The following is a 22,728-nucleotide window of genomic DNA, read 5'->3' as shown; positions in this document are numbered from 1 at the left end:
ATACGCCATGCGTTGCGTAATGCCGAGCCCTCTGGCGCGTGTGTTCGGTCAGCGCGCGTTGCGCTCGTAGGCGTCTTGTCAGCGCGCCAGTTGAAATGACGCAATCTCTTTGGTCTGCAAAGACGGATACACGTCTTCCTGACAGAGCTGCAATTGATCAATGGTCCAATTGGGCGGCATCTGGGTGTGCCGGTCAACGATACCGGCGATGTCTGACAGCGGCATGGCGACCTCAAACCTGAACAGAGTGATATGAAAGAAGTTTGGCTTTTCCAAAATCACAGCGTCGAATTTGCCGCTGTTAAATATCTGCTGCCGCAGGGCGATAAGCGCGGGCGATGGCTCGAAGCGCAACACGATTGCACTGGGGTAAACCTCGAGGCCGGCGCAGATCATCGTCACGGCCGAAGATTTGTCGCAAAGGCCCTCGAGAAAATCGACGCTTGTAACCAGATGATCAGACCACCACTGACGCACATCAAAGGCATAGGTTCCACGCGCCCAGATGAGCGGCACCACCGTTAAATGAAGCGAGCCCAAGGGGCAGGTAAACACACCGGGTGGCATATCAGCGGCCAACGCCTGTTGCATCCGCGCAAGAGATTGGCGGAACGCACCGTCAGGCTGCGCGATAAAATTAATAGCGAATGTGGGTTGATTAATGTGTGCGTCGACCGCGGTTGTGATACCGGACGACTGCTGATTTAAAAAAGACATGACCCTATTTACACACTTACTTTTGACCGGTCTAACGCACTCTTTGTTTTGCACGAGCCACGTCCTACAGTTTTACTGGCCTATTGATATGCCATGCTCGGATTTAGTCCGAGCATCCAGAGCAAAATGTTCGGTCAGCGCTTTTTTACTCTGGACCCCCGGAACACGTCCGAGGGTGACGGCAGAAAAAGTCACCGCACCTTTTGTTTTAGTGCTAACGCACTTTTTTTAGTGCTAACGCACTTTCCATTCTTCCTTGAGCAAGTCCTGAGGGAATTCGGGGAACTTGGTCATCTTTTTGACGCCCTGGCCTTTACCGGTGAGCTCTAGCACGCCCGGGTTCATAATACCCTTGGGATCAAGCGCCGCTTTGATGGACACCGCCACAGCCAGAGCCGCGGACGACAACTGACTGGCATACGGGTATTGCCGGCCTAACTGATGGTGACTGGCCCCAAAGGCATCCCACAGGCCGGCGAGATCGCGCCGCAGTTTCATTACCACTTCGCGGGTTTCGGGATCGGGCTTGGTTTTGCCATAGGTCTTTTTTTGCTCGGGCGTCACATGACGCTGATGAAACGCGTGCAGCCGGTCTTTCCAATAGAACATGGGCTCGATCAAATAGGACGTGGCCGTGGCGGAGGTGAGATAGGAAAATGTGATGCTGTGTTGATCCATCAATTCCGCATGGCGGGAGAAATATTCATCGGTGATGGCCGACACTTCCGCCGCGCTGGACAGCGGGAACATGCCGTGAACCGGCAACCAGTTTTCGCCCTCCGGACCGAGCAAGGCTTTGATGGGACGGAAGGGCTTTGAGCGGGTGACTTTTGGAATAGTGTTGGGCAGTTCTTTCAGCGCCATCGGCAAACAGATGCGGCGCACGCGATCGGCTTTGGCTTCGGCGTCGCGGGCATCAATCCCCTCCACCACCACATGCAAGGCATAACCCGTTCGATCTGCAAAGCGCTGACCTTGAATCAACAGCTTGGTGACATTGGTCACCGCCCCGGCAAGTTTTTCTGAAGCCGCGGCCACATCTTTTACAAACCCAAGCCCCTCAAGAAAATCAAAGCCTCTGGCAGCGAGATGCTGGTTGCCGACCGGATCGATGCCCCATTGCTCGGCCACAACGTTTTCACGGGCGAGCGCGGTATGTGCCAGGGCAATGTCTTCGATGTTTTCAAAGGCGAAGGACAGATGTTCTTCCGCCGCGGGCATGGCGATCAGTGGCATGGTGATGCGCGCTTTGATGCCAAAGGCCCCGCAATCGCCGAGAAACAATCCCGTGAGGTCGGGTCCAAAGTGGCGCATAAAGGGCAGGCGACCGTCGGCGCTGGACGAGCCGGTTTCGAGCAAGGAGCCATCGGCCAGGACCACATCCAGACCAATCACGTTATCGGCCATGGCCCCATGAGCGCCAGAGCCGAAAAAGGTGGCATTGTTGCTGGCGGCGCCGCCGACGGTGGAGGTGAGACCGGACAGCGGCCCAAAGTAAGGCGTGCGAAGACCGCGCTTTTTTAGCGCTTCGTACAACGCGCCCCAGGTGCACCCCGCCTGCACGGTGACGACCATGTCTTTCTCGTTGATTTCTTCGATCTCGGTCAACTGGCTGAGATCGATCATCACGGTGTTCTCGGCTTCCGGCAGGTACCCCTTGGTGTAGGACATGCCCGCGCCGCGGGGAATCAGGGGCAGACCCAATCCGCCGGCAATGGTGACAGCCTGGCACAATTGATCGACCGCGATGGGCCGCAACACACACAGGGGCTTGACCTCGCCCTCGCCGGAAATGTCGGTGGAATAATACGTCAGCTCTGCGGCGTCGGTGATCACACCCTCAGAACCAAGCAGGCTTTGGAACATGCCCAAAGCTTGTTGAGCATTTGCGTGTTGAGCTTTGGCGTCGTCACTCTTATTGGGGTGCGTCATGAACTCTTCCTTCTGTCGGGCGATGCACCTTAGTCGCTAAGACCGCTGCATAATATAGGGTTCGCGCAGGCCATTCCTGCGTTTGTACTGGGACCACTTATCACCGGCGATCTTTTGTCGCTGGGCCGGAATATCGATGCCATGATAGCGCGCCAGATTTGCACCGAGGATTTTTGCTTTTGTCTCATCGGTCAATGCGTAAGGCGCACCCTCCGGTGGCTGAAAGTCGAAAAAGGCGTTGATGATCCAATAGGGATGCTGATTAGCCGCAGTCGACGCATAGATCAACCGGTCTAAATCCACTTGTGTCATGAACACATTCATCATCTTTATAAAGGTGCTCATATCAAAAAGGGGAAACAGCATCGGCCCCTCCATCACCGCCGTAACGTTCTCCCGTGCTTTCATCAGGGCTGCGGTCTCCTCGAAGTTTTGCCAGCCCGCGTGGACAAGATGAAACGTGAGATCGGGAAACGCTTCTGCCGCTTTGTAGAGATCGTCCACACCCAAGGCCGCCGTAGCCGGGCCAACATGCCCAACCAACTTATGGACAGCGAGGTGTTTCACACCTTTGCTTTGCAGGCGGTCGAACACGGGGAAGGCCAATTTTTCGTCGTCCATTAACCAGGACTCCGGAGCGCGGGTCTCAAAATTGATGCGGGTGGGATAGAATTTGATCCCGTCAGCGCCTTGATCAATAAGCTGATCGGCTTTTGCGAGGACCGAGTCGTAGGGATCAAACAGATCCAGCGCACCGTACCACAGCACACGATCTGGAAAATTGCCTTTGAGGTAAGCGCCCTTCTCGTTGGACACCAGACCATCATAATGAAGATCATACATTGGCACTGAATGCATGATCATCATGTCTGTGTGGCTTTCCAGAAACATCAGATCCATGACTTCATCGGGCTGCCAGTCGCGCGCCCATTGCGCATAGGTCAGACGATAAGCCTCTGGGGTGCAGGCTTCATGATAGCGGTGGGTGGTGTTGATGCTATTGACACTGGCGCGTTTGATGCGGCGGTTGTACGGCGCGTGATTGTAGCAATGCGCGACCCCATCAATGACGAACATCTTCTCAGCCATGGGATGGGGATCGGGCGACCAGCCCGCCCCTGCGACCGCAGGCGCAACGCCACGGGAGGCGGCGACCGCCCCAGCCCCAACACCACCAAGGGTTTTTAAAGCGGCGCGGCGATCAACGCCGGAGGGTGAGTCTGTCATTGGTGACGCTCCTGGTTTGGCTGAGTGACCTCTGCAACACCGAAACGTTGGCGCTTGTCAGCAAACACCTTGCGGGCTTTGTCGCTGAGACGGTCTTCCGTCCACAGAGGATAGGGGTCGGACGTCACCGTAATCTCCGAGACGCCGTCTAGGGTTTCCGCGAGGTCTTCCAGGTCCATGATGATTTGATAGGAAAAAACGCAACTGGGATCGGTAAAGGTCACGCTGATGCGCAGCGCGTCGCCCTCGCGGACAACATCATTGACCAAACCGAGATCAACGATACTTAAGTCATGGCCAGACAGAGCGTGGCACGGGTCAGGCACGCACTTGAGTAAAGACCAAACCGCGGCAATTGCAGAGTCTAACTCATCAGCACCGCACATGGTCATGTGATCACCCCTTCTTACGTAGTTCCGTCTTGAGCACCTTGCCGTTGGCGTTGCGCGGCAGAGCATCGATCACCGCCATCTCCTTCGGGATTTTGTAGCTGGCCAACTGACCTGTGCAAAACTCCACTAAATCTGGGGTCTCAAGAATTTTCCCGGCCTTGAGCACCACAAAAGCCTTCAGACGTTCGCCCCATTTATCGTCGGGCACACCAACGACAGCCGCATCAGCGATGGCCGGATGGGTGAACAGCAGCGCTTCGATCTCGCGCGGATAGACATTCACGCCACCGGTGATGACCATGTCTGTCTTGCGGTCGACGATATAGACGAAACCGTCTTCATCCCGTTTGGCCACATCGCCCACAGTGATCCAACCGTCATGAAAGGCGGCGTCGGTTTCTTGCGGGCGGTTCCAGTAGCCGTTAAAGGCTGAGGGTGACTTGACCCACAGCTCGCCGGGCTCTTCGGGGCCGACCTCGGTGAAGTCCTCATCGGTGAGCTTAACAAAGGTGTGGGCGAAGGGCGTGCCGACGCAGCGTTCTTTTTGCAGTTGATAGGAGGGGCGCAGATTGGTGACAAAGCCGGCCTCAGTCGAGCCATAAGTTTCGTGCAACAGACCCTCGCCGAAATACGCGACGATCTCGTGTTTGAGATGTTGCGGCAAAGCTGAGGCATTTGAGATCACCGCTTTAAGAGGTGCATTGCGATATTTATCAAGCACGGCCTGTTCGAGTTCAAAAATCGCATGGTGCTGAGTGGGCACGGTGAACACGCCGGCGAAATTGCCCTCTTTGAGTTTCTTCAACAGCAGTTCAGGATCAAAATGATCCAGAATTTCCGTGAACCCGCCGAACATGATGGCCGCCAGCGGAAAGGCAATGCCCGCGCCATGATTCATCGGCGTGGTGCCGAGAAAGCGATCATCGGGTGAATAGCAGCCGAACTCCAGCGCCTGCTGATAAAACGCCAGCAAGCGCGAGCGGTGCGACAGGCACACGCCTTTTGGTTTTCCGGTTGTCCCCGAAGTATAGGGAATGCACCACGTATCCCATTCATGAATTACGGGATAAGCGTCTGGGGTTTGAGCGGCGCTGAGCAAAGCTTCGTAGTCTTTGCCAAGATGGACCACGCGTTCGACGGTTTCAAACGTCGCGTTGCCAACGGCGTCGGCGGACGCCTCATCGACAAACACAACGCGCGCGCCGGCATCGTTGCAAATGCCTTCAATTTCCGCGGTGGTCAGCTTTGGATTGACCGTTGCGACAGCGGCCCCCGCCTCGGGCAGGCCGCACACCACTTCGACATATTCAATGCTGTTCTTGGCCACGATGGCGACGTTATCGCCGGGGTTGATTTTGAGATCAGAAATGGCGGCGGCGGTCAGGCGGTCTGTGCGGGTGGACAGCTCCTGATAGGTGCGGCTTTTGTCATTGTGGGTGATCGCCGTTTTACCTGGATTGCGCCGGGTGGTCGCCCGCAAGGCTTTCGCCATGGTCATAGACTGAAACGAATGGGGGATTGAAACCGTTTTGGGATTAAAAGACTTCATGAAGCTGATGATATTGTTGAATTGATCCGCTTGAACAGACGCAGCGCATTGTCGCGCATCAGCATTTGGTGGGCCTCGGGCCGCATGCCAAATTCGCCCACCTCACGCACGGCGCGCTCGGGATCAATCACTGGCCAGTCCGTACCAAACATCACCTTATGGCGGCCATAGGAATTGGCATAATGAACCAATTGCTTCGGCCAGTGCTTGGGGGCGTAGGCATCACCGGCCGTATAAACGTTCTCGTGCTTCCAGCACATGGCGATCATTTCATCGGTCCACGGCACCCCGATGTGAATGCCAATGAGCACCAGTTCGGGAAAATCGATGGCCACCTGATCCAACAGGATCGGCTTGGCGACCGAGGGCAAGCGGCGTTCTTTGGAATACACCAGGTTCTGGCCGACCTGCATCATGATGGGGATGTCAAGCTCACAGCACTTGGCATAGATGGGGTAAATCTGTGGCGCGTCGGGGGGAATGGCAAACCAGTGCGGATACCAATGGGCACCGACAAAGCCGTAATCGTTGATGGCGACCTCCAACTCGCGCAGTTGCGCCATGCCCTTGGTGGTATCGATTCCCGCCAAACCGGAAAAGCGGTCCGGATACTTCTGGCAAATATCGCGGACGTACTCATAGGGAATGTGATGGGACCCTTTGACATTCAGATCGCCACAGCGATGCGCGATAAGCAATGAGCGTTCGATGCCCGCCGTGTCCATCATTTTCAGATAGTCGTCGATGTCCACACCGGCCTTGGCGTCACCCGCCATGCGGACCTGCGTCTTGAAATCTTCGTCGACGCCCATCAGACCCTGTTCCACCACCCAGGGGGTAAAGGGATTGCATACGATATCGATGTAACCGCTCATGATCGTCATCCTCTTCCCTGAAGGAAACACATATATATTTGCACACTAAAGGGTCTTAAGCTGAATTACAGTGGAGTTTGCTCAGGCGTGATCGCATAGCGCGCCAGAGGATACTTAAAACCTAAAGCTGACCCCATCAAAGCGGTGTGATATGGATGCGATATAATACCGGCTTTTGCTTAGGACGCCCCATGCTCCTCTTCTCATTTTTCGACCGTTTAATAAGCCGCCGCCAGGTGTTCGCTGTCGCGATGAGCTTAGGGTTTTTAACTTCGACGGCGATACACGCCCAGGATGTAAACTTCCCGGAAGCGTCGAGTGGACTGGTAGAACAAAAAGGCGATACAGCCTCCAAGTTTATGGTCGCTGCGGCCAATCCTATTGCTGTACAGGCCGGCTACGACGCCATCAAAGCGGGGGGCAATGCCCTCGACGCCGCGCTGGCCGTACAACTGGTTTTGAATTTGGTGGAACCACAGTCCTCGGGCATCGGCGGCGGTGCGTTCATTCTATACTGGGATAATTCAGCACAAGAACTCTATGCCTATGACGGGCGCGAAACCGCGCCGGCGACCGCCACCGAAAAGCGTTTCCTGACCGCAGACGGCAAAGCGATGCTGCGGCAGCGCGCTGTCATCGGTGGAAAATCGGTTGGGGTGCCCGGCCTGGTCGCCGTGATGGAGCTGGCGCACCAGCGTCATGGTGCCTTGAAGTGGGCGACGCTGTTTGACCCGGCCATCAAAGTTGCTGAGGAAGGATTTGAAATTTCCCCGCGGCTGTTCCGCCTGCTCGACGTTGACGAAGAGTTGCGGAAAATCAGGTTGCCGGCCGAGCTGTACTATCAGGCTGACCTTACACCAAAGCCCATAGGGACGGTTCTGACCAACCCCCGCATGGCCATAACCTTAAAAACCATTGCCACCGAAGGACGACGCGGGTTTTATCACGGCGACGTGGCGGAGCGGATTGTCATGCGCGTGAAGGAAACCACACGCAACCCGGCTGATATAACGCTGGACGACTTGGCAAATTACCGGGCGGTCGAGCGCACTCCATTGTGCGCGCCCTACCGGATCTACAAAATTTGCGGCATGCCCGCGCCCACCTCCGGCGGCATTGGCGTGATTCAGACTCTTGGGTTGCTGGAAAAATTCGACCTGCCAAACATGGAACCTTGGTCGGTAGAGGCAGCGCATTTGTTTGTCGAGGCCAGCCGGCTGGTGTACGCCGACCGCGCCACCTATATCGCCGATCCAGACTTTTCGCCGGTGCCACAAGACGGCCTGATTGACAGGGGCTATATCTCAGACCGTGCGGCGCTGATTGATCCTGCCCGCCGTATGAGCAAGGTCGAGGCCGGCAAGCCGCCGCAGAAGGGCACGTTTAACTACGGCCCAGGCCGCGACTTTGAACGCCCCTCCACCACCCATATTTCTGTCATTGATGATCAGGGCAACGCCGTGTCCATGACCAGTTCCATCGAGGGGGCCTTTGGCTCACACCTGATGGCTGGGGGCTTCCTGCTGAACAACCAGCTGACAGATTTTTCTTACGACGCTGTGGCTCAAGGACGCACGGTGGCCAACCGGGTGGAAGGCGGCAAACGCCCCCGCAGTTCCATGGCCCCGATTATCGTCTTTGATGAGAACAACCAAATTGTTGCGGTGTCCGGCTCACCCGGCGGTATGGCCATTGTGCCGCTGGTGGTGAAAACACTGATTGCCATGCTCGACTGGAAGATGACCCCCCAAGAGGCCACCAACCTTCCAAATATTCTGCTGTTTGGACCGACCGTTTTTTTAGAAGGCGGCACCGCGCTGGAAGCACACAAAGCGGCTTTAGAAGCCCTGGGCCACCGGGTGCGCGTTGGCAACTTCCCCAGCGGGGTGCATGCCCTGGCCGTTCAAGGCGGCATGATTTGGGGCGGGGCTGACCCACGGCGCGAAGGCACGGTGATGGGCGACTAAGAGGATTTGAGTTCTGCGCCGGGTAAAAACCAAGAATGAATAATTTTATATTAGCGTCACATTCCTAACCGATAGTATGCTAGCGGAACTGCTTCCTAAAGTTAATCACGAACCTCGATTACCAAATTTCATCATTGGTTCAACGAAAATGCTATCAACCTACCTAGCCCAGTCGTTTGAAATAGTATCAAGAGACAGTCCAGTAAGCAGGATTGAAATCGAGCGCCAAACCCGGGGTAGACAAACATACTTAATCCTAGTGATCTGTATTTTATGCATTGGATTCTTTTTACTTGGGGGCAGACCAGATTGGACAAATAACGACAATGTCGGGCTAGCTACGAGTGTTGTGTTTATTGGCAGCCTTCTCTGGCAACATTACTCACGCTCGCTTTTCTTAATCATCAAACTTACGACGGTAACTTACACAGCTGCAGCGGTATTATTTACACATGCCATCTGGAGCCCAGAATTATGGGCCGGTGAAGCAGGTAGCTTTCTTTTTCCGTCCACACTCTTCTCATACTCAATCCTTTTACTGCTCACCTTAAGTGTCTTTATTTCATCAGACAGCACAATGCTTAAGACTCTTGCCTGTGCGGCAGTATGGTTTTTTTCTATGGTAGCTGCAGTTTTTTACGTTGTCGCCACAGGCCAACCACAAGCCAAAACCTTTTTGGTCACAAGTTTTGTATTACTAAGTTTAGGGTTGCCCTTAGTTGCGATTGACTCGGCACTATGGCTGCGGTTTCTTAATTCTCGTACTCGTGATCGTAGTAGCTTAGAACGAGCGCTGGCAGCACGCCTTCTTGGCCCATTGCTTGTTTCTGGATTGCTACCATTTACCATAATTTTGGTGCTAAGTTGAGTTGAAACACCGCAAGAGAAAGCCCAGCCTGCACATTAATTTTTCAACTGTGTTGTTTACCCGGGGTCCCGGGTTTCAGGCTCGGACACTTCAATCAGGTGCCCATCCGGATCATAGACAAACATGCGGTAGCCGGTGTCGCGCACGGAACCGTCCGCGTTGGTGACTTCAAACCTCTCGGGCGCTGTGTGGAACCGGGCCCCGGTTTCCTGAAGCCGGTTGTAGACGAAATTAATATCGTCGGTTTCGATCATAATGATGATATCGCCGACCCCGAGACCCATGAGGTTGCCACGGGCGCTGGCCAGAGGCGGACGCTGATAGCCGAGCAGACCAATCATACCGATACGATCATCGTTACCGCGCATAATGACGATGCGACCAATCTTGGGATCAGACGTCAGCGGCAAATCAAGTGCGCCGATCACACCGCCTTCGTCCGTATCAGTGGAGGAGCGCTCAAACCACGGCGTGAGGCCAAGGCGCTGATAAAAATCGATGGAGCGACCGATATCTTCCACCAATAACGTGGTGCGGCGGACGGCTGTTCCTTGCGCGGCGGCATACCCAGACGTGAGCACAATAAGAATCGCGACCCCCGTAACGAAACTGCCGCATGTCTGTTTGAGCCGTTCAAAATATAACGCCATCACTCATATCCTTTTGTGCGCCGATTAGATTTTGCGGCGTTTACGCCGCCTAGGTTTGCGGCGTTTACGCCGTGTCGATGTTACGGCTTTGTGTGTTTTACTCTAGTGAGTGCTCATTCTCTAGTGAACACTTAGAAGAGCGCAAGCTTTGACCGAACAGCTTAATAATTCGGTTCGCGGTCATAATCATGGGCAGCATCCACATGGGCCGCATCCACATGGGCCTGATACGCCGCCGGCAAGATCGGCTTATACGTGGCCGCCCAATCCGGACCAGGAGAGTCGTTCCACTCTGTCGCAAAGGGACCGCCTTTGCACCGGCACAGGTGCAGCGTGCCGCCCCAGGTGGCGAAGGGGCCGTGCTCGACCCCCGGGGGACGCCAGAAATAACCGCCGTCGCGCATGACACCCATGGGGAAACAGATATCCCCAAGAATCGCGAACTCTTCCTCGACCACCGGATGGGTCTCTGTGCGCGACGAAGACCAATAAGGCATCAGGCCAATGAGCCACGAGCGCTCGCCCGTATGGGGATTATGAAACAACGGCTTGTGGAGGGTGCCGGAGGGGTCCCAGTCGCCGGTATTCATATGTTTGCGTTGGCCGGTCTGGCCGTCCATCTGGCGTGTGTTGAGGTGTTCGACCAACAGGGCGTCATCATACATAGAGCCGCTCCGATCAGACGTAATACTGCGCACCTCCCCGGAAAAAAACGTCAGCACCACGGCCCCGGCGTCGCTGGACATGGAGGCGCGGTGATATCCGGCCGGCAGATGGGCGTAGTCGTGCTTGCCATAACTTCGCCCGTTGATTTCAAGCGCCCCTTCGAGAACAAAGAGCTCTTCATCGACCGTCAGATAATGCGGGTCTGCGGCGCGCCAGCCCGCCGAATAGCGCAATTGGGTGGAGGAGTCGCCCGCTGTGTCATCGATCGACAGAATCCGACATGCCACATCGGTGCGCGCACCTCCCGGCAAACCTTGCTGAAACGGCAACACCTGGGATTGAACAAATTCAATATGGGGACGCGCCATCGCTTATCTCCAGCCAAATAAAGAACTTCCCCACCCTGACATATTTTACGGCGACCGCTCTATGGGGGTTTTGAGGGGCTATGTTACAAAATGATGCGATTCAAACATTTTATTGCGGCCCACAACTATGGGATGTTAAGCGCTATAGCGTTATAACGTGATTTATAAAGACGTTATCGAGAGAGAGAACAGCCAGAAGGCTGCAAAAATTAAGCAAACCGGGACCACATACAAACATGTCTACTGCTCGCGAAAAATTCGTCGCCTTTGCCTTCTGCTGGGCTGACATCCTGATCGAGGTCGACCAGGCCAGAAACATTGTGTTTGCTGCCGGCGCGACACAGCCCGTGTTTGGCAAAAGCGTCGAGCAGATGATTGGCACGAGTTTGCGGGATTATATCGCCCCCCGTGACAAACTGCTGGTCGAGCAGTTGCTGGCTGTGGCCGCCAAGAAAGGCCGCATTGATGACACCACTATTCATTTGCAAGGCACGAAAGGCCCAACGCCGCCGCTGAGTTTTGCGGGCTACCTGATGCCGGACCTGGGCAACAACTTTTTCCTGGCGCTGCGCACGGTCAGTCATGTGGGGCAAGACGGTGAATACGAAGACGCCGGAGAACGGGACCGCAGCACTGGTTTGTTGGCCGGGGATTCCTTCTCAGGGTTGGCCGCAGAAAAACTGAAAGAATCTCATAAAGCTGGCGGCAACACGGAATTAACCTTGGTCAATCTGCCCGGCTTTGACAGTTTTTACGAAAGCCTGTCGGAAGACGACCAAAGTGTATTGATGAACACGGTCGGCACCACACTGCGGGCCAATTCAATCGGTGGAGAGTCCGCTGGTGAAATAGGCGAAGGCAAGTTTGGTATTTTGCACGACTCTGCATTGGACGTCGCAGAATTAGAGGCAAAACTGGCCGAAGCCACGCGTGTGTTTGACCCCACAGGAAAGGGCGTTGAAGTGCAAGCGGGCACCATCGACGTCGACATGGACGACATTAACGAGGAAGATCTTACCAAGGGCCTCGTGTACACGATCAATCACTTCCGCGAACAATCGGGCGCGGATTTCAATGTCAAAGACATTGCCCAAAACATGGACTCGCTGGTGAAAGAAGCGGTGTCTTCGTTGAACAAGTTTCGCGATGTGGTCGATGGCAGTAATTTTGAAGTCGCCTTCCACCCCATTCTTGATGTCAACACCGGCGCATTTCATCACTATGAAGCCCTGGTGCGCTTTGGCGGCAATTTTGAAGAATCGCCTTACAAGTACATCACCTTTGCTGAAGAAACCGGCCTGATCAGCGAATTTGATATCGCCATGGCGCAAAAATGCGTCGACTGGATCAAAGCGCACCGTAAAGAAAAAGTGTCGGTGGCCGTGAACATCTCGGGCATTTCCGTGGACGATAAAGTTTACGTCGAGAAACTGCATGCGCTGATCGACAAAGACCCGTGGCTGAACGAACACCTGCTGTTTGAAATCACAGAATCAGCCCGCGTGGTTGATCTTCAGAAAGCCAATACCTTTGTGCAATCGGTGCGGCGTAAGGGCTTCCATGTCTGCCTGGATGACTTTGGTGCTGGCGCGGCCAGCTTCCAATATCTAAGCGTGCTTGAAGTTGATGTGGTGAAGCTTGATGGCAGTGCGGTGAAAAACGCGCAAACAGCGCCAAAGGGCCGGGCCTTCCTGCGCGCCCTAACCACCTTGTGTAAAACCATGGACGTGGAAACCATTGCCGAAATGATCGACACCAAAGAGACCTTAGAGTTTGTGCGAGACTGCGGTGTTGAATATGCCCAAGGCTTCCTGTTTGGAAAGCCAGACCCCGACCCCTGGCAATTTGTAACCAAGCTTGACCGGCGCCTGTTTGGGTCCAAACGAACCTAAAGAGCTTGGGTCCAAACGAACCTAAAGAGCTTGAGTCCAAACGGACGTAAGGAGCTTGGGTTCAAGCGGACTGAAGCGGCGCAAAAGGTCAGCGCCCTCTGAGCGGTTTGATTTCCCGGCACGGTCGGGTAAAACCTCTCTGGAAAGAGGCGCATGGCCGTCTATGCTGCACGAGAGTGAACAACGGAGCGATCTGTGAAACGCAAGCAATCCAACACCCTGGGCAAGGGAAGTTCTGTCGATCATCAGGCTGAACATGCCAAAGCTGTGGACTGTTATCGGGCCGGTGATCATGACGCGGCGCTGCCTCATATCAACGCGGCCATTCGCGCCGAGCCGAACAGTGCCATCTATCAAGCCGACGCCGGCGTCATTTTGATGGCGCTGGGCCGAAACGAAGAAGCGCTTATTCCGCTGCGCCGCGCAACACAGCTAGACCCGTCCCATGCAGACGCCCATTACAATATGGGGGAAGCCTATCAATTCCTGGGACAAAAAGACAAAGCCATTGCGGCCTTTAAAATCGCCATGAGTTTGAACCGCGGCCTGGGTTGGAAAAAAATCCGCTCGGCCTTTGCGCGCTGGTTCGGCTTCAACCGCTAGACTGACGACACATCATGGTAAGAGCAGCGGCGGACGCGCTGGTAAAACGGCTGACTTCTGGGTTGGCACCGCGCCCTCCCGTATCCAACGAAACAGCAGAGTCCCTTAAAGAACGCGGCACGGCATATTTCAATGAAGGACGCTTAGCGGCCGCGGGCAATTGCTTCCGGCGGGCCATCGCGCTCCGTCCTGACTATGCCGATGCGCATAACAATCTGGGCGCAGTGTTAAGAAAATGGGGGCGCCCACACAGCGCAATCGCGTCCTTTCAAACCACCCTCATGCTCAATCCGCGCTCTGCCTCGGCCTATGGCAACCTTGGCAACCTGCATGAGCGCTACGGCAACTTGGCCCAAGCCGAGACCTATTACCTGAAAGCTGTGGAAATTGAGCCAAAGCTGCACCAGGCTTTTGTGGGGCTGGCGCGGATTGCGACCCAGCGGCAGCGCTGGGATGACGCGCTGGCATCTTTGACCCGCGCCGCAACCATCGCCCCGCAAGACGCCAGTATTTTTCACCAAACGGGCGTCGTGTATATGGGTAAAAGAGCGTTCACATCAGCCTTGAACGCTCTGAGAAATGCAGCTGGGCTTGATCCAAAAAACGTCTCCATCAAAGCCAGCCTCGCCGACGTGCTGTTGCAGCTTGAAAAGACAAACGAAGCACGCACCCTGCTGACTGAATGCCTGGCTGCCGCTCCGGAAAATCCCATCGCTCTGAGTGTTCTGAAAAAACTCGAGGATAAGAAAGTTGGCGCGCCTTAGCGATCCGCTAACGTAATGAGGGCTTATGCTGACGCCGAGGCCCGAATGCGACTGACCATGGACACGAGGCCGTTGCGGCGGCTGGGACTGAGGTGCTGGTCCAAGCCTATTTTCTCAAAAGCCGATTCTGCATCAATCTCTGCCAGATCGGAAATTTTTGCGCCCGTGTAGAGAGTCGCCAGAATATAAATGAGGCCCTTGATGATATGGGCATCACTGTCGGCCGCGAAGGCAAATTTGGTGGCGTCGTCCGGCACATGTCCGGGGACGATCCACACCTGGCTCATGCAGCCCCGCACCTTGTAGGCATCGTTATGGAGCGCTTCCGGCAAGGCCGGTAATTTTTTACCCAGATCAATGATGTAACGGTAACGATCTTCCCAATCATCAAACAGGTCAAAGTTTTCAGCCAGATCCTCAAATGTCACGCCGGGATCAATCATCGGTATATCAGCGGTGGACACGTGAGGACCTCCTGAGAGTTGAGGGAATAGCGGTTGTTTGGATATCACAGTCTGGATATCACAGTGCAGGACAGGGCTTAATACCTTATACCAAAGACGTCATGATTTATGTCACCGACCACATACAACTTGACCCAAGCGAACTCGAAATTTCGTTTATCCGGGCTTCCGGGCCGGGCGGTCAAAACGTCAACAAGGTTTCAAGCGCGGTGCAATTGCGGTTTGATGCCCTGCACTCTAAATGCCTGCCGCCAAGCGTTCGCCACCGACTCCTTGCCCTGGCGGGAACGCGGGCCAATCAGCACGGCGTTATTGTGATTGAGGCAAAACGCTATCGCCACCAGACGCGCAATCGTGAAGACGCCATAGAACGGCTCGTCGCGCTGATATCATCCGCGACTCATGTAGACCCGCCGCGCCGCAAGAGTAAACCCTCACGGGCTTCCGTCAAACGGCATCAGGCGACAAAAAAACAGCGGGGAACACTAAAAAAGTTGCGGCGTGACCCCGGCCAAGATGACTAACCGCCTAAGCCTTTGGACTGATCACGTCTTTATCCGGCAGGGGCAAATCGACCCAAAAAAGGCTGCCAACTGAGGCTTCGGTTTCAAACCCAATCCGACCGTTCATGCGCTCGACCAGGCTTTTTGAAAGTGCGAGCCCGATGCCTGTGCCCTCCTGGCCGCTGGCCTCGGCCCCCAAACGATTAAAACTCTGAAACACCTCATGGGCACGCTCTTTGGGAATTCCCTGCCCCGTATCTTGAACGCCAATGCGGCCATACCCGTCATCGGTTTTACTGATTGTGAAGATGACCTGCCCACCGGAACGATTGTACTTAATGGCATTGGACGTGAGGTTGACGATAACTTGGATGAGGCGCATCTGATCGGCGCGGACATCTAAAAGCGGCAAAGCGTCCGGTGCAAAAGACATAACGACGGCGCGCGAATCCGCCAGTTGCTTAAAGTTCTGAATGACCCGCTGTGTCGTCTCGACAAGATCCACGCTGGTGATGTTGACCGCAAACTGACCGGAGTCGATGCGGGCGAGATCAAGAACATCGTTAATCAGACCTAGGAGGTGTTCTCCGCCGTGCACGATATTGTCGACATAGCCTTGCTGGTCGGGGTTCAACGACCCACGGGTCTTAAGGGACAGCAATTGGGCAAAACCTAAAATAGCATTCAGCGGCGTGCGCAGCTCATGGCTCATACTGGCCAGGAATTTTGACTTGGCGCGGTTGGCCGCCTCCGCCGTATCTATGGCCCGTTGCAATACTTCTTCGTTGCGCTTGTGGCCGGTGAGATCTTGCACGGTGCCGATCACCCGCCGGGCGCCCGAGGGCAGGTTGTCTTGCTCAGCGCGGCCAAGCACATGGCGCAGGGTGCCATCGGCCCGGACCAGGCGGTATTCCACCGACAAGCTGACGCCGGCCGTGAGAATTTTTTCTATGGTTTGATCCCAGATGGACCGATCATCCGGGTGCACAAACGCGCGGAACGGCGGCTGGTCTTCGGGCGGCTGAGCCGGATCAAGGCCGAGGATGCGATACATTTGGCTCGACCATTCAACCGCATTGGTGTCCGGCGTCCAGCTCCAATGACCAATATTGCCGAGACGCTGGGCCTCTTCCAAAAGGCGGCGGCTTTCAGCCAAGGTTTGCTCGGCTTCCTTGCGCTCCGTGATGTCTTGCGCGACGCCGATAAACATGCGCTCGCCCAGCCTGAGACTGTCGGCAACATTGATATTGATTTTGACCCAAACGGTGTGCCCGCGCACATGGCGATAGCGCTTTTCCATGCTCAAACTGGGCAGCGTCCGGCTGCGCAGTTTTTCGGCGTATTCCACAACGGGGTCGTCTTCGCCCACGGGACTGAAAGAAACCAGGCTGCGTCCGATCAGCGTTTCCGGAGCATAGCCGAGCAAACCGGCAAACGCTTTATTGACGTAACGCACATCGCCAAAATCGTCGGTGATGACAATGCCCGCGCCCGAGGTTTCAAACACCGAGCGGAACCGCGCTTCACTTTCAAGCAGGGCATTCTCCATCTCCCGGTTGCGGGTGATGTCCTGATAAATGCCATAACTGGAAACAACCTGACCCTGTTCGTCCCGCTGCCGAATGGAGCGCGACCGAATGTACCGGGTTATTCCATCGGGACGAATGATGCGAAAATCGTGCTCGCATTCGGTCCAGGACTGATCTTGCAACCGCATGATCACACTGTCTTGATCTTCCGGATGAATTGTCGCCCTGAGCCATTCAGACGTTGGTCCGCCGGCGATGGGATCTACGCCCCAAATCTCGTAAGTCTCCGGCCCCCATATCACCACGCCGCTTTTGGCATCGCGATGGAAGTAACCCAACTCACCCATGCGTAATGCCAGAGACAGCAGCGTGTTCTCGGCGCCGATATCTTGCTCAGCGGCCTTGCGAGCGGTGATATCCAGGGTGGTGCCAACCATGCGCCGTGGGGAACCATCGGAGTGCCGTTCAACAATTTGACCGTTGACCAGTATCCAAATCCAATCGCCATGCTTTCCTTTGATTCGGTGTTCATGTGCATAGCTTGGGCTCTGCCCAGAGAGATGCTCTTGCATGGCGGCCTGTCGCGCGGCGCGGTCATCGGGATGACAGAGCGTCTCCAACATGTCCAAAGACATTGTTAATTCTCCAGGGTCATACCCAAGAATTTTAGTGACTTGGTTATTGCCACTGATGTGGCCCGTCTCAAGGTTGATTTCCCAAATCGCAAGCGGGGCAACCCGCAGGGCAAGAGTCAGAAAGGTGCGATTGGTCGAGAGTTCGCTCGCAAGACGGCGCTCTTCTGTGACGTCCTGAAGCAAGCCAAAAACCCGGATGACACGTCCGTTATCACCTCGATCTCGGCGGGCCTGGGTTCGGATGGAACGGGAAGACCCATCTGGACATTGAATACGGAATTCTTCATCCAAATCATTCCAATCCGGATCAAGGAACGCCGCAACTGTACGGTCATGATCGTCCTGATGCAGGGTTGAAAACACCCAGCCCAAAGTTATGGGCTCGCCAGAGATAGAACTGCGCCCCCACAGCTCATAGGTGGAGTCCGGCCAGGTTAAGGTGTTTGTCTCTACATCCAGAACAAAGTAACTCTGCTTGCCCAAATCAAGGATGCGGGCAAGCAACTCAGATTCAGAAAACGGCGCCGTTTGACGCAAATTGTGAACGTTTGCCGCTGCTTGTTGCTTGCCGTTTCGCAAGGCCACCTCATCTTTCCGACGCCGCTCTTACAAGTAGAAAAATCAGCTGGGAAATAAACATCAAGGCATTAGTTTAGACTCGAAAATTATTGATGACCAGGGATTTGCTGTTGGCGCGAGACTTTAAAATGGGACTTAAGCTGGGGTTTCAGTGGTGCCTTTACGCGCCTGAATCGGCTGAAAATTGTAATTTAGCCAAGCGGGCATACAGGGGGCTGGAGGACAGCAGCGCAGCATGACTGCCGGTGGCAATCAAGCGGCCATCGTCAATCACAGCAATTCGATCCGCGTTCACCACCGTGGCCAAGCGGTGGGCAATGGCCATGGTGGTGCGACCGTCCATCACACGTTCTAGGGCTGTTTGAACGAGTTTTTCGTTTTCCGCATCCAGAGCGCTGGTGGCTTCGTCGAGCAACAGCACAGCCGGATCGCGCAGAATGGCCCGCGCTATAGAAATACGTTGTTTCTGACCGCCGGACAACCGCATGCCTTTTTCACCGAGAAAGGTGTTCATGCCCTCGGGCAGGCGATCCAGAAATTCCGTGGCGATGGCTGCTTCAGCCGCTGCGCGGACTTCATCATCTGTGGCATCGGGGCGGCCATAGCGGATGTTTTCCCAGGCGTTCGCCGCGAAAATCACCTGATCTTGAGACACCAAGCCAATACGACCGCGCGCGGCAACGGGATCGGCCTGGGTGAGATCCACGTCATCGACAAAGATGGCACCGCGTTGCGGGTCATAAAAGCGCAGCAGCAGTTGAAAAACCGTGCTTTTGCCGGCACCGGACGGCCCGACCAACGCAACGGTTTCCCCGGGCGTCACTTCAAGACTGAGGCCATTCAAAGCGGCAACATCGGGACGCGAGGGATAATGAAACGTCACATCTTCAAACCGTACAGCGCCACGGGCGGGAGTCGGCATGGGAACCGGGACCGCTGGGGGGCGGATATCCGGTTCCGTTTCCAGCAGTTCAATCAGGCGTTCGGTGGCACCGGCGGCGCGCTGCAGGTCACCAATGACTTCTGTTAAGGCCCCGGTCGCGCCCGCCACCAATACGGCATAAAACACAAAGGAGGTCAGTTCACCGGCGGTAATCTCGCCGGTGATGACATCACGCCCGCCCGCCCAGAGAATAAAACTGATCGCCCCGAACACCAGCAGAATAACGACGCCACCGAGCATGGCGCGCGCCGAGATACGGCGGATGGCCGTGGCAAAGGCACCCTCAACTTCGGTTCTGAAGCGTAATTCATCAACCGCTTCATGACTGTAAGCCTGGACGGTGCGGATGGCGTTGAGGCTTTCCTCGGCGTAGGAACCGACATCAGCAACCCGGTCTTGGCTGTCCCGCGACAGCTTCCGCACCTTGCGGCCATACCAGATGATCGGCACCACGACGGCGGGAATAACCAACGCCACAAGCCCGGCCAGTTTGGCATTGGTGTAAATCAGCAAAGCAATACCGCCGATCAGGGTCAACGCATTGCGCAAGGCAATAGACAGCGATGAGCCGATGACGGTTTGTAGCAACGATGTATCCGCCGTGAGGCGTGAGAGAATTTCACCGGTTTTGGTAACTTCAAAAAAGCCGGGGCTGAGTTTGAGCACTTGCGCATAAACCGCTTGGCGCATATCGGCGACCACACGCTCGCCCACCCAGGAGACAAAATAAAACCGGAAATAGGTGCCGACAGAAATGACCAGGACAATGCCCATCAAGACGTAAAGCCCCTGGTTAAGAAACCCCATGTCACCGGCGCTGAGGCCGTTATCAATTAGAAACTTGACCCCCAGGCCAATGGAGAGCGTTGCGCCAGCGGTCAGCACCAGGGCAACCGCCGCCAAAGACAACGCCACGCTATAGGGCTTCATGAAGCCGAACATGCGATAGAGATAGCGTGGGTTTTGGCCTTTTGGGCGGTCTAACATTGCCAGGCGGGCGGCGCCCCGTTGGTCACTCATCTTCAACTTCCTTTTTCCGCACCAGCCGCACCGGCTGCATCGACGAGATGGGAAACAGGCAGCGACCAGGCGTGTAACGTGGTAGTGTAAGGGGGTGTGGAGCCTTGGGGCAAAAGCGTCAAGAGCAAAGCTGACCCAAGGGCTCCCCCGTTCTGAATTGACACACCTACTTTTAAACCATGGACTCCACAGTTTCTCTCACCACGCTCTGCCGTGACTGCTTAAATACGGATGACACGCCCTTCACGGCGTGCCCGCAGTGTGGCTCCGCGCGGGTAGTGGTTCATGAAGAGTTGTCCCGCCTGAGCACGGCACATATTGACTGCGATGCGTTTTATGCCGCTATCGAAAAGCGCGACGACCCGAGCCTACGGGACAAGCCATTATTGATTGGTGGCGGCAAGCGCGGCGTGGTCTCTACCGCCTGTTACATCGCGCGGCAATACGGTCCGCGCTCGGCCATGCCGATGTATAAAGCGCTGAAGATGTGCCCAGACGCGATTGTTATGAAGCCCAATATGGAAAAATATCGGATTGCGGGCCGTCACGTGCGCGACATTTTTGAGCGGGCCACGCCGGTGGTCGAGCCGGTTTCCCTGGACGAAGCCTACTTGGATTTATCCGGGACTGCGCGTTTACATAACCGGGTGCCTGCCGTCACCTTGGCCGCCATTGCCCGCGATGTGTGGCGCGAGGTTGGCATTCAGATTTCGATTGGACTGAGCTACAACAAGTTTCTCTCCAAGATGGCCTCGGAACGCGACAAACCGGATGGCTTTGCCGTAATCGGTCGCACCGATGCCGTGAGTTATTTACATGACCAACCGATTGCCGCCATTCCGGGCGTGGGACCATCGCTGTCCAATCGTTTAAAGGTCGATGGCTTTTTTAGGATTGGCGATCTGCAAGCCTGTTCCGCGCGCGATTTAGAAGGCCGTTATGGCGACACCGGACGACATCTCGCAAAACTCTCCCGAGGGGAAGACTCCCGCAGAATCACCACCAACCGGGCGGCGAAGAGCATCTCGGCGGAACGCACATTTGATCACGATATTGGCGACAATGCGGTCTTGCTGAAACGTCTCTGGCCTTTGTGCGAGGACGTTTCCGGACGGCTGAAAGCAAAAGCCCTGGCAGGCGGAACGGTGACCTTAAAACTGAAGACCGCGCGGTTCCGCACGCTGACCCGCACTTTAACCCTGTCGTCGCCGACGCAACTGGCGGAGATTTTATATCGCGCCACCAAGCCCATGCTGGAGCGCGAGATCAAACGGGGACCGTTTCGCTTGATTGGCATCGGCGCGGGGGCGTTGACGGAGTCTGCGGTCGCTGATTTACCCGACCTGGTGTCTGGTGACTTACATCAGGTGAAAGGCATTGAGCAGGCCATGGACGCGGTGCGGGCAAAGTTTGGCAAAAGCGCCATTCGTAAAGGCCGGATCGACAGGTAGAGAGTCTTTTATTTCATAACGCCCTACTTCACACCCCCATTGGCCGTGAGATTGTAGGCCACGGTCGTCCAATCCCATAGATCAACCAGACGCGCCGTATAATGTGAGCGCAGAGGCAAGCGGCGCTCGTGATCAGACTTAAGATTATGCTCGAGCGTATCAATCAGCCGATGAAGCCGCCGGTGGTGCAGACCGGTAGAGGCTTGAATGGGATCAGCCACTAAACCTGCAAGGGCCGTGAGGGCTACTGCTGGAACCGTGAGACCTGCAAACACACCTGCAGTAAGAAGCGTCGATGCGGCGGGCACCCCTGCCACGGCGTAGTACACACTGCCCGCCGTTGGCCCTGCCCAAAAACTGGACACAGCGATGGTCTGCGCCAAGGACCCCGCGACAGTTGAACTGAGAGAGATCAGTCCCGGCGTCACTTTATGATAGGCCGCATACCCCAGCGAGGCTGTCATCAACGCAGCCGCGATATCGGTCGCCGGTGCGCGTTGGCCGATGTATTCTGACAAGACGCGATCCAGACGCGCCTGATAGGCCCGCTTGTCTGTTTCCGCCGCAATGGCGGCAACGACTTTATCTAGGTGCGCTGTGACCCTAGTATCTTGGGTGATTTCATCAAACAGAGCATCGGCCAGGGTTGAGCGACCGGGCTGTTGATAGGGAATCATCAACAGATCGGAATGAACGCGCCAGGCCACTTCGCGGCCGACATCTGTATCAAGAAGCATTTGAAAACGGCCCAGACGGTCGCCAATTTGGCGCGCCCCAACGCTCCGTGCGGCAACACCCCCAAGGCGGGCGACGCCGGTGGCCCCAGACAAGACCAGATTGGCGGGGGCGCGCAACAGATCCCAACCCAGCGCCTTGCGGTGAATGCCGAACGCGCCCCTCCAACCATAGGTGCGGGAAACAAAATCTGGAATCTGCTGGCGACGACTTTCCGCATAACGGCTGACCGCCTGGTCCAAAATATCGGCGATGACGTTTTCAGGTAATGCCGGAACGGGCGGAGGGGCTGGCGTTTCGGTGAATGACATATGAATACACAAACTCATTAAAGCTGGTTTGATCGTTGATCATAGCGGGTTAGTCTACTGTTGTGCACAAATGGGGCAAGGATGGGGC

19 protein-coding genes are annotated in these 22,728 nt (G+C 55.6%); 7 read left to right on the top strand and 12 right to left on the bottom strand.

What is annotated here, in order from left to right; genetic code table 11:
* Positions 1-78 precede the first annotated feature (78 nt).
* The 6 genes from RIC29_11780 to RIC29_11755 form a co-directional block, all read right to left on the bottom strand.
* The gene (locus RIC29_11780) at positions 79-717 is read right to left on the bottom strand and encodes a hypothetical protein (GenBank protein MEQ8735596.1); all 639 of its coding nucleotides are present in this window, start codon (positions 715-717) and stop codon (positions 79-81) included.
* Positions 718-951: 234 nt separating this feature from the next.
* Positions 952-2,649, bottom strand: a complete 1,698-nt coding sequence (locus tag RIC29_11775) for an FAD-binding oxidoreductase (GenBank protein MEQ8735595.1) — start codon at positions 2,647-2,649, stop codon at positions 952-954.
* A 36-nt stretch (positions 2,650-2,685) separates the two neighbouring features.
* Positions 2,686-3,876: an amidohydrolase family protein gene (locus RIC29_11770; GenBank protein MEQ8735594.1), complete on the bottom strand. Its 1,191-nt coding sequence runs from the start codon at positions 3,874-3,876 to the stop codon at positions 2,686-2,688.
* Positions 3,873-4,268 carry an iron-sulfur cluster assembly protein gene (locus tag RIC29_11765; GenBank protein MEQ8735593.1) on the bottom strand — a complete coding sequence of 132 codons (396 nt, stop codon included), beginning with the start codon at positions 4,266-4,268 and terminating at the stop codon, positions 3,873-3,875. Before RIC29_11765 ends, RIC29_11770 begins: the two co-directional genes overlap by 4 nt.
* Before the next feature lie 4 nt (positions 4,269-4,272).
* Entirely contained in the window at positions 4,273-5,817 is a 1,545-nt protein-coding gene (locus RIC29_11760) for a class I adenylate-forming enzyme family protein (GenBank protein MEQ8735592.1), read from the bottom strand.
* Positions 5,814-6,692 (bottom strand): amidohydrolase family protein, encoded by an 879-nt coding sequence (locus RIC29_11755; protein ID MEQ8735591.1) that lies wholly within the window; start codon positions 6,690-6,692, stop codon positions 5,814-5,816. Before RIC29_11755 ends, RIC29_11760 begins: the two co-directional genes overlap by 4 nt.
* Positions 6,693-6,883: 191 nt before the next feature.
* Between RIC29_11755 and ggt the strand changes: the two genes are divergently transcribed.
* Together ggt and RIC29_11745 are read left to right on the top strand one after the other, a co-directional pair.
* Positions 6,884-8,659: a gamma-glutamyltransferase gene (ggt, locus tag RIC29_11750; GenBank protein ID MEQ8735590.1), complete on the top strand. Its 1,776-nt coding sequence runs from the start codon at positions 6,884-6,886 to the stop codon at positions 8,657-8,659.
* 76 nt (positions 8,660-8,735) lie between these two features.
* A complete protein-coding gene (locus tag RIC29_11745) occupies positions 8,736-9,527 on the top strand; it encodes a hypothetical protein (GenBank protein ID MEQ8735589.1) in 792 nt (263 codons plus the stop codon).
* Between the two features lie 56 nt (positions 9,528-9,583).
* Here RIC29_11745 and RIC29_11740 read toward each other — a convergent pair whose 3' ends face one another.
* Positions 9,584-10,177, bottom strand: a complete 594-nt coding sequence (locus tag RIC29_11740) for a VOC family protein (GenBank protein ID MEQ8735588.1) — start codon at positions 10,175-10,177, stop codon at positions 9,584-9,586.
* A 161-nt stretch (positions 10,178-10,338) separates the two neighbouring features.
* Positions 10,339-11,211 carry a DUF4437 domain-containing protein gene (locus RIC29_11735; GenBank protein ID MEQ8735587.1) on the bottom strand — a complete coding sequence of 291 codons (873 nt, stop codon included), beginning with the start codon at positions 11,209-11,211 and terminating at the stop codon, positions 10,339-10,341.
* Between the two features lie 236 nt (positions 11,212-11,447).
* Between RIC29_11735 and RIC29_11730 the strand changes: the two genes are divergently transcribed.
* The 3 genes from RIC29_11730 (at position 11,448) to RIC29_11720 (ending at position 14,470) form a co-directional block, all read left to right on the top strand.
* Complete coding sequence (locus RIC29_11730; protein MEQ8735586.1) at positions 11,448-13,103, top strand: EAL domain-containing protein; 1,656 nt, start codon at positions 11,448-11,450, stop codon at positions 13,101-13,103.
* A gap of 195 nt (positions 13,104-13,298) precedes the next feature.
* Positions 13,299-13,706: a tetratricopeptide repeat protein gene (locus RIC29_11725; protein MEQ8735585.1), complete on the top strand. Its 408-nt coding sequence runs from the start codon at positions 13,299-13,301 to the stop codon at positions 13,704-13,706.
* Positions 13,707-13,720: 14 nt separating this feature from the next.
* Entirely contained in the window at positions 13,721-14,470 is a 750-nt protein-coding gene (locus tag RIC29_11720) for a tetratricopeptide repeat protein (GenBank protein MEQ8735584.1), read from the top strand.
* A gap of 23 nt (positions 14,471-14,493) precedes the next feature.
* On the opposite strand, the gene RIC29_11715 is transcribed toward RIC29_11720, so the two are convergent.
* The gene (locus tag RIC29_11715; protein MEQ8735583.1) at positions 14,494-14,934 is read right to left on the bottom strand and encodes a SufE family protein; all 441 of its coding nucleotides are present in this window, start codon (positions 14,932-14,934) and stop codon (positions 14,494-14,496) included.
* Positions 14,935-15,035: 101 nt separating this feature from the next.
* Here RIC29_11715 and arfB point away from each other — a divergent pair, with 101 nt between their 5' ends.
* Entirely contained in the window at positions 15,036-15,458 is a 423-nt protein-coding gene (gene arfB, locus RIC29_11710; GenBank protein MEQ8735582.1) for an alternative ribosome rescue aminoacyl-tRNA hydrolase ArfB, read from the top strand.
* Between the two features lie 4 nt (positions 15,459-15,462).
* Here arfB and RIC29_11705 read toward each other — a convergent pair whose 3' ends face one another.
* Together RIC29_11705 and RIC29_11700 are read right to left on the bottom strand one after the other, a co-directional pair.
* Positions 15,463-18,186: a PAS domain S-box protein gene (locus RIC29_11705; GenBank protein MEQ8735581.1), complete on the bottom strand. Its 2,724-nt coding sequence runs from the start codon at positions 18,184-18,186 to the stop codon at positions 15,463-15,465.
* Positions 18,187-18,340: 154 nt separating this feature from the next.
* Positions 18,341-20,143 (bottom strand): ABC transporter transmembrane domain-containing protein, encoded by a 1,803-nt coding sequence (locus RIC29_11700; GenBank protein ID MEQ8735580.1) that lies wholly within the window; start codon positions 20,141-20,143, stop codon positions 18,341-18,343.
* A 179-nt stretch (positions 20,144-20,322) separates the two neighbouring features.
* Between RIC29_11700 and RIC29_11695 the strand changes: the two genes are divergently transcribed.
* Positions 20,323-21,594, top strand: a complete 1,272-nt coding sequence (locus RIC29_11695; GenBank protein MEQ8735579.1) for a DNA polymerase IV — start codon at positions 20,323-20,325, stop codon at positions 21,592-21,594.
* Positions 21,595-21,617: 23 nt separating this feature from the next.
* On the opposite strand, the gene RIC29_11690 is transcribed toward RIC29_11695, so the two are convergent.
* Positions 21,618-22,640: a hypothetical protein gene (locus RIC29_11690; protein ID MEQ8735578.1), complete on the bottom strand. Its 1,023-nt coding sequence runs from the start codon at positions 22,638-22,640 to the stop codon at positions 21,618-21,620.
* Positions 22,641-22,728: the final 88 nt, after the last annotated feature.

The organism is Rhodospirillaceae bacterium (assembly GCA_040219235.1).
GTDB lineage: Bacteria > Pseudomonadota > Alphaproteobacteria > Rhodospirillales > Rhodospirillaceae > WLXB01.
This window is presented reverse-complemented; position numbering and strand designations above follow the sequence as displayed.

Bases quoted from the DNA above. Each gene is read 5' to 3' on its own strand.
- RIC29_11775 (MEQ8735595.1), bottom strand. From the start codon at position 2,649: ATGACGCACCCCAATAAGAGTGACGACGCCAAAGCTCAACACGCAAAT.
- RIC29_11735 (MEQ8735587.1), bottom strand. From the start codon at position 11,211: ATGGCGCGTCCCCATATTGAATTTGTTCAATCCCAGGTGTTGCCGTTT.
- RIC29_11760 (MEQ8735592.1), bottom strand. From the start codon at position 5,817: ATGAAGTCTTTTAATCCCAAAACGGTTTCAATCCCCCATTCGTTTCAG.
- arfB (MEQ8735582.1), top strand. From the start codon at position 15,036: ATGATTTATGTCACCGACCACATACAACTTGACCCAAGCGAACTCGAA.
- ggt (MEQ8735590.1), top strand. From the start codon at position 6,884: ATGCTCCTCTTCTCATTTTTCGACCGTTTAATAAGCCGCCGCCAGGTG.
- RIC29_11770 (MEQ8735594.1), bottom strand. From the start codon at position 3,876: ATGACAGACTCACCCTCCGGCGTTGATCGCCGCGCCGCTTTAAAAACC.
- RIC29_11740 (MEQ8735588.1), bottom strand. From the start codon at position 10,177: ATGGCGTTATATTTTGAACGGCTCAAACAGACATGCGGCAGTTTCGTT.
- RIC29_11690 (MEQ8735578.1), bottom strand. From the start codon at position 22,640: ATGTCATTCACCGAAACGCCAGCCCCTCCGCCCGTTCCGGCATTACCT.
- RIC29_11755 (MEQ8735591.1), bottom strand. From the start codon at position 6,692: ATGAGCGGTTACATCGATATCGTATGCAATCCCTTTACCCCCTGGGTG.
- RIC29_11765 (MEQ8735593.1), bottom strand. From the start codon at position 4,268: ATGACCATGTGCGGTGCTGATGAGTTAGACTCTGCAATTGCCGCGGTT.
- RIC29_11730 (MEQ8735586.1), top strand. From the start codon at position 11,448: ATGTCTACTGCTCGCGAAAAATTCGTCGCCTTTGCCTTCTGCTGGGCT.
- RIC29_11720 (MEQ8735584.1), top strand. From the start codon at position 13,721: ATGGTAAGAGCAGCGGCGGACGCGCTGGTAAAACGGCTGACTTCTGGG.
- RIC29_11745 (MEQ8735589.1), top strand. From the start codon at position 8,736: ATGCTAGCGGAACTGCTTCCTAAAGTTAATCACGAACCTCGATTACCA.
- RIC29_11695 (MEQ8735579.1), top strand. From the start codon at position 20,323: ATGGACTCCACAGTTTCTCTCACCACGCTCTGCCGTGACTGCTTAAAT.
- RIC29_11700 (MEQ8735580.1), bottom strand. From the start codon at position 20,143: ATGAGTGACCAACGGGGCGCCGCCCGCCTGGCAATGTTAGACCGCCCA.
- RIC29_11780 (MEQ8735596.1), bottom strand. From the start codon at position 717: ATGTCTTTTTTAAATCAGCAGTCGTCCGGTATCACAACCGCGGTCGAC.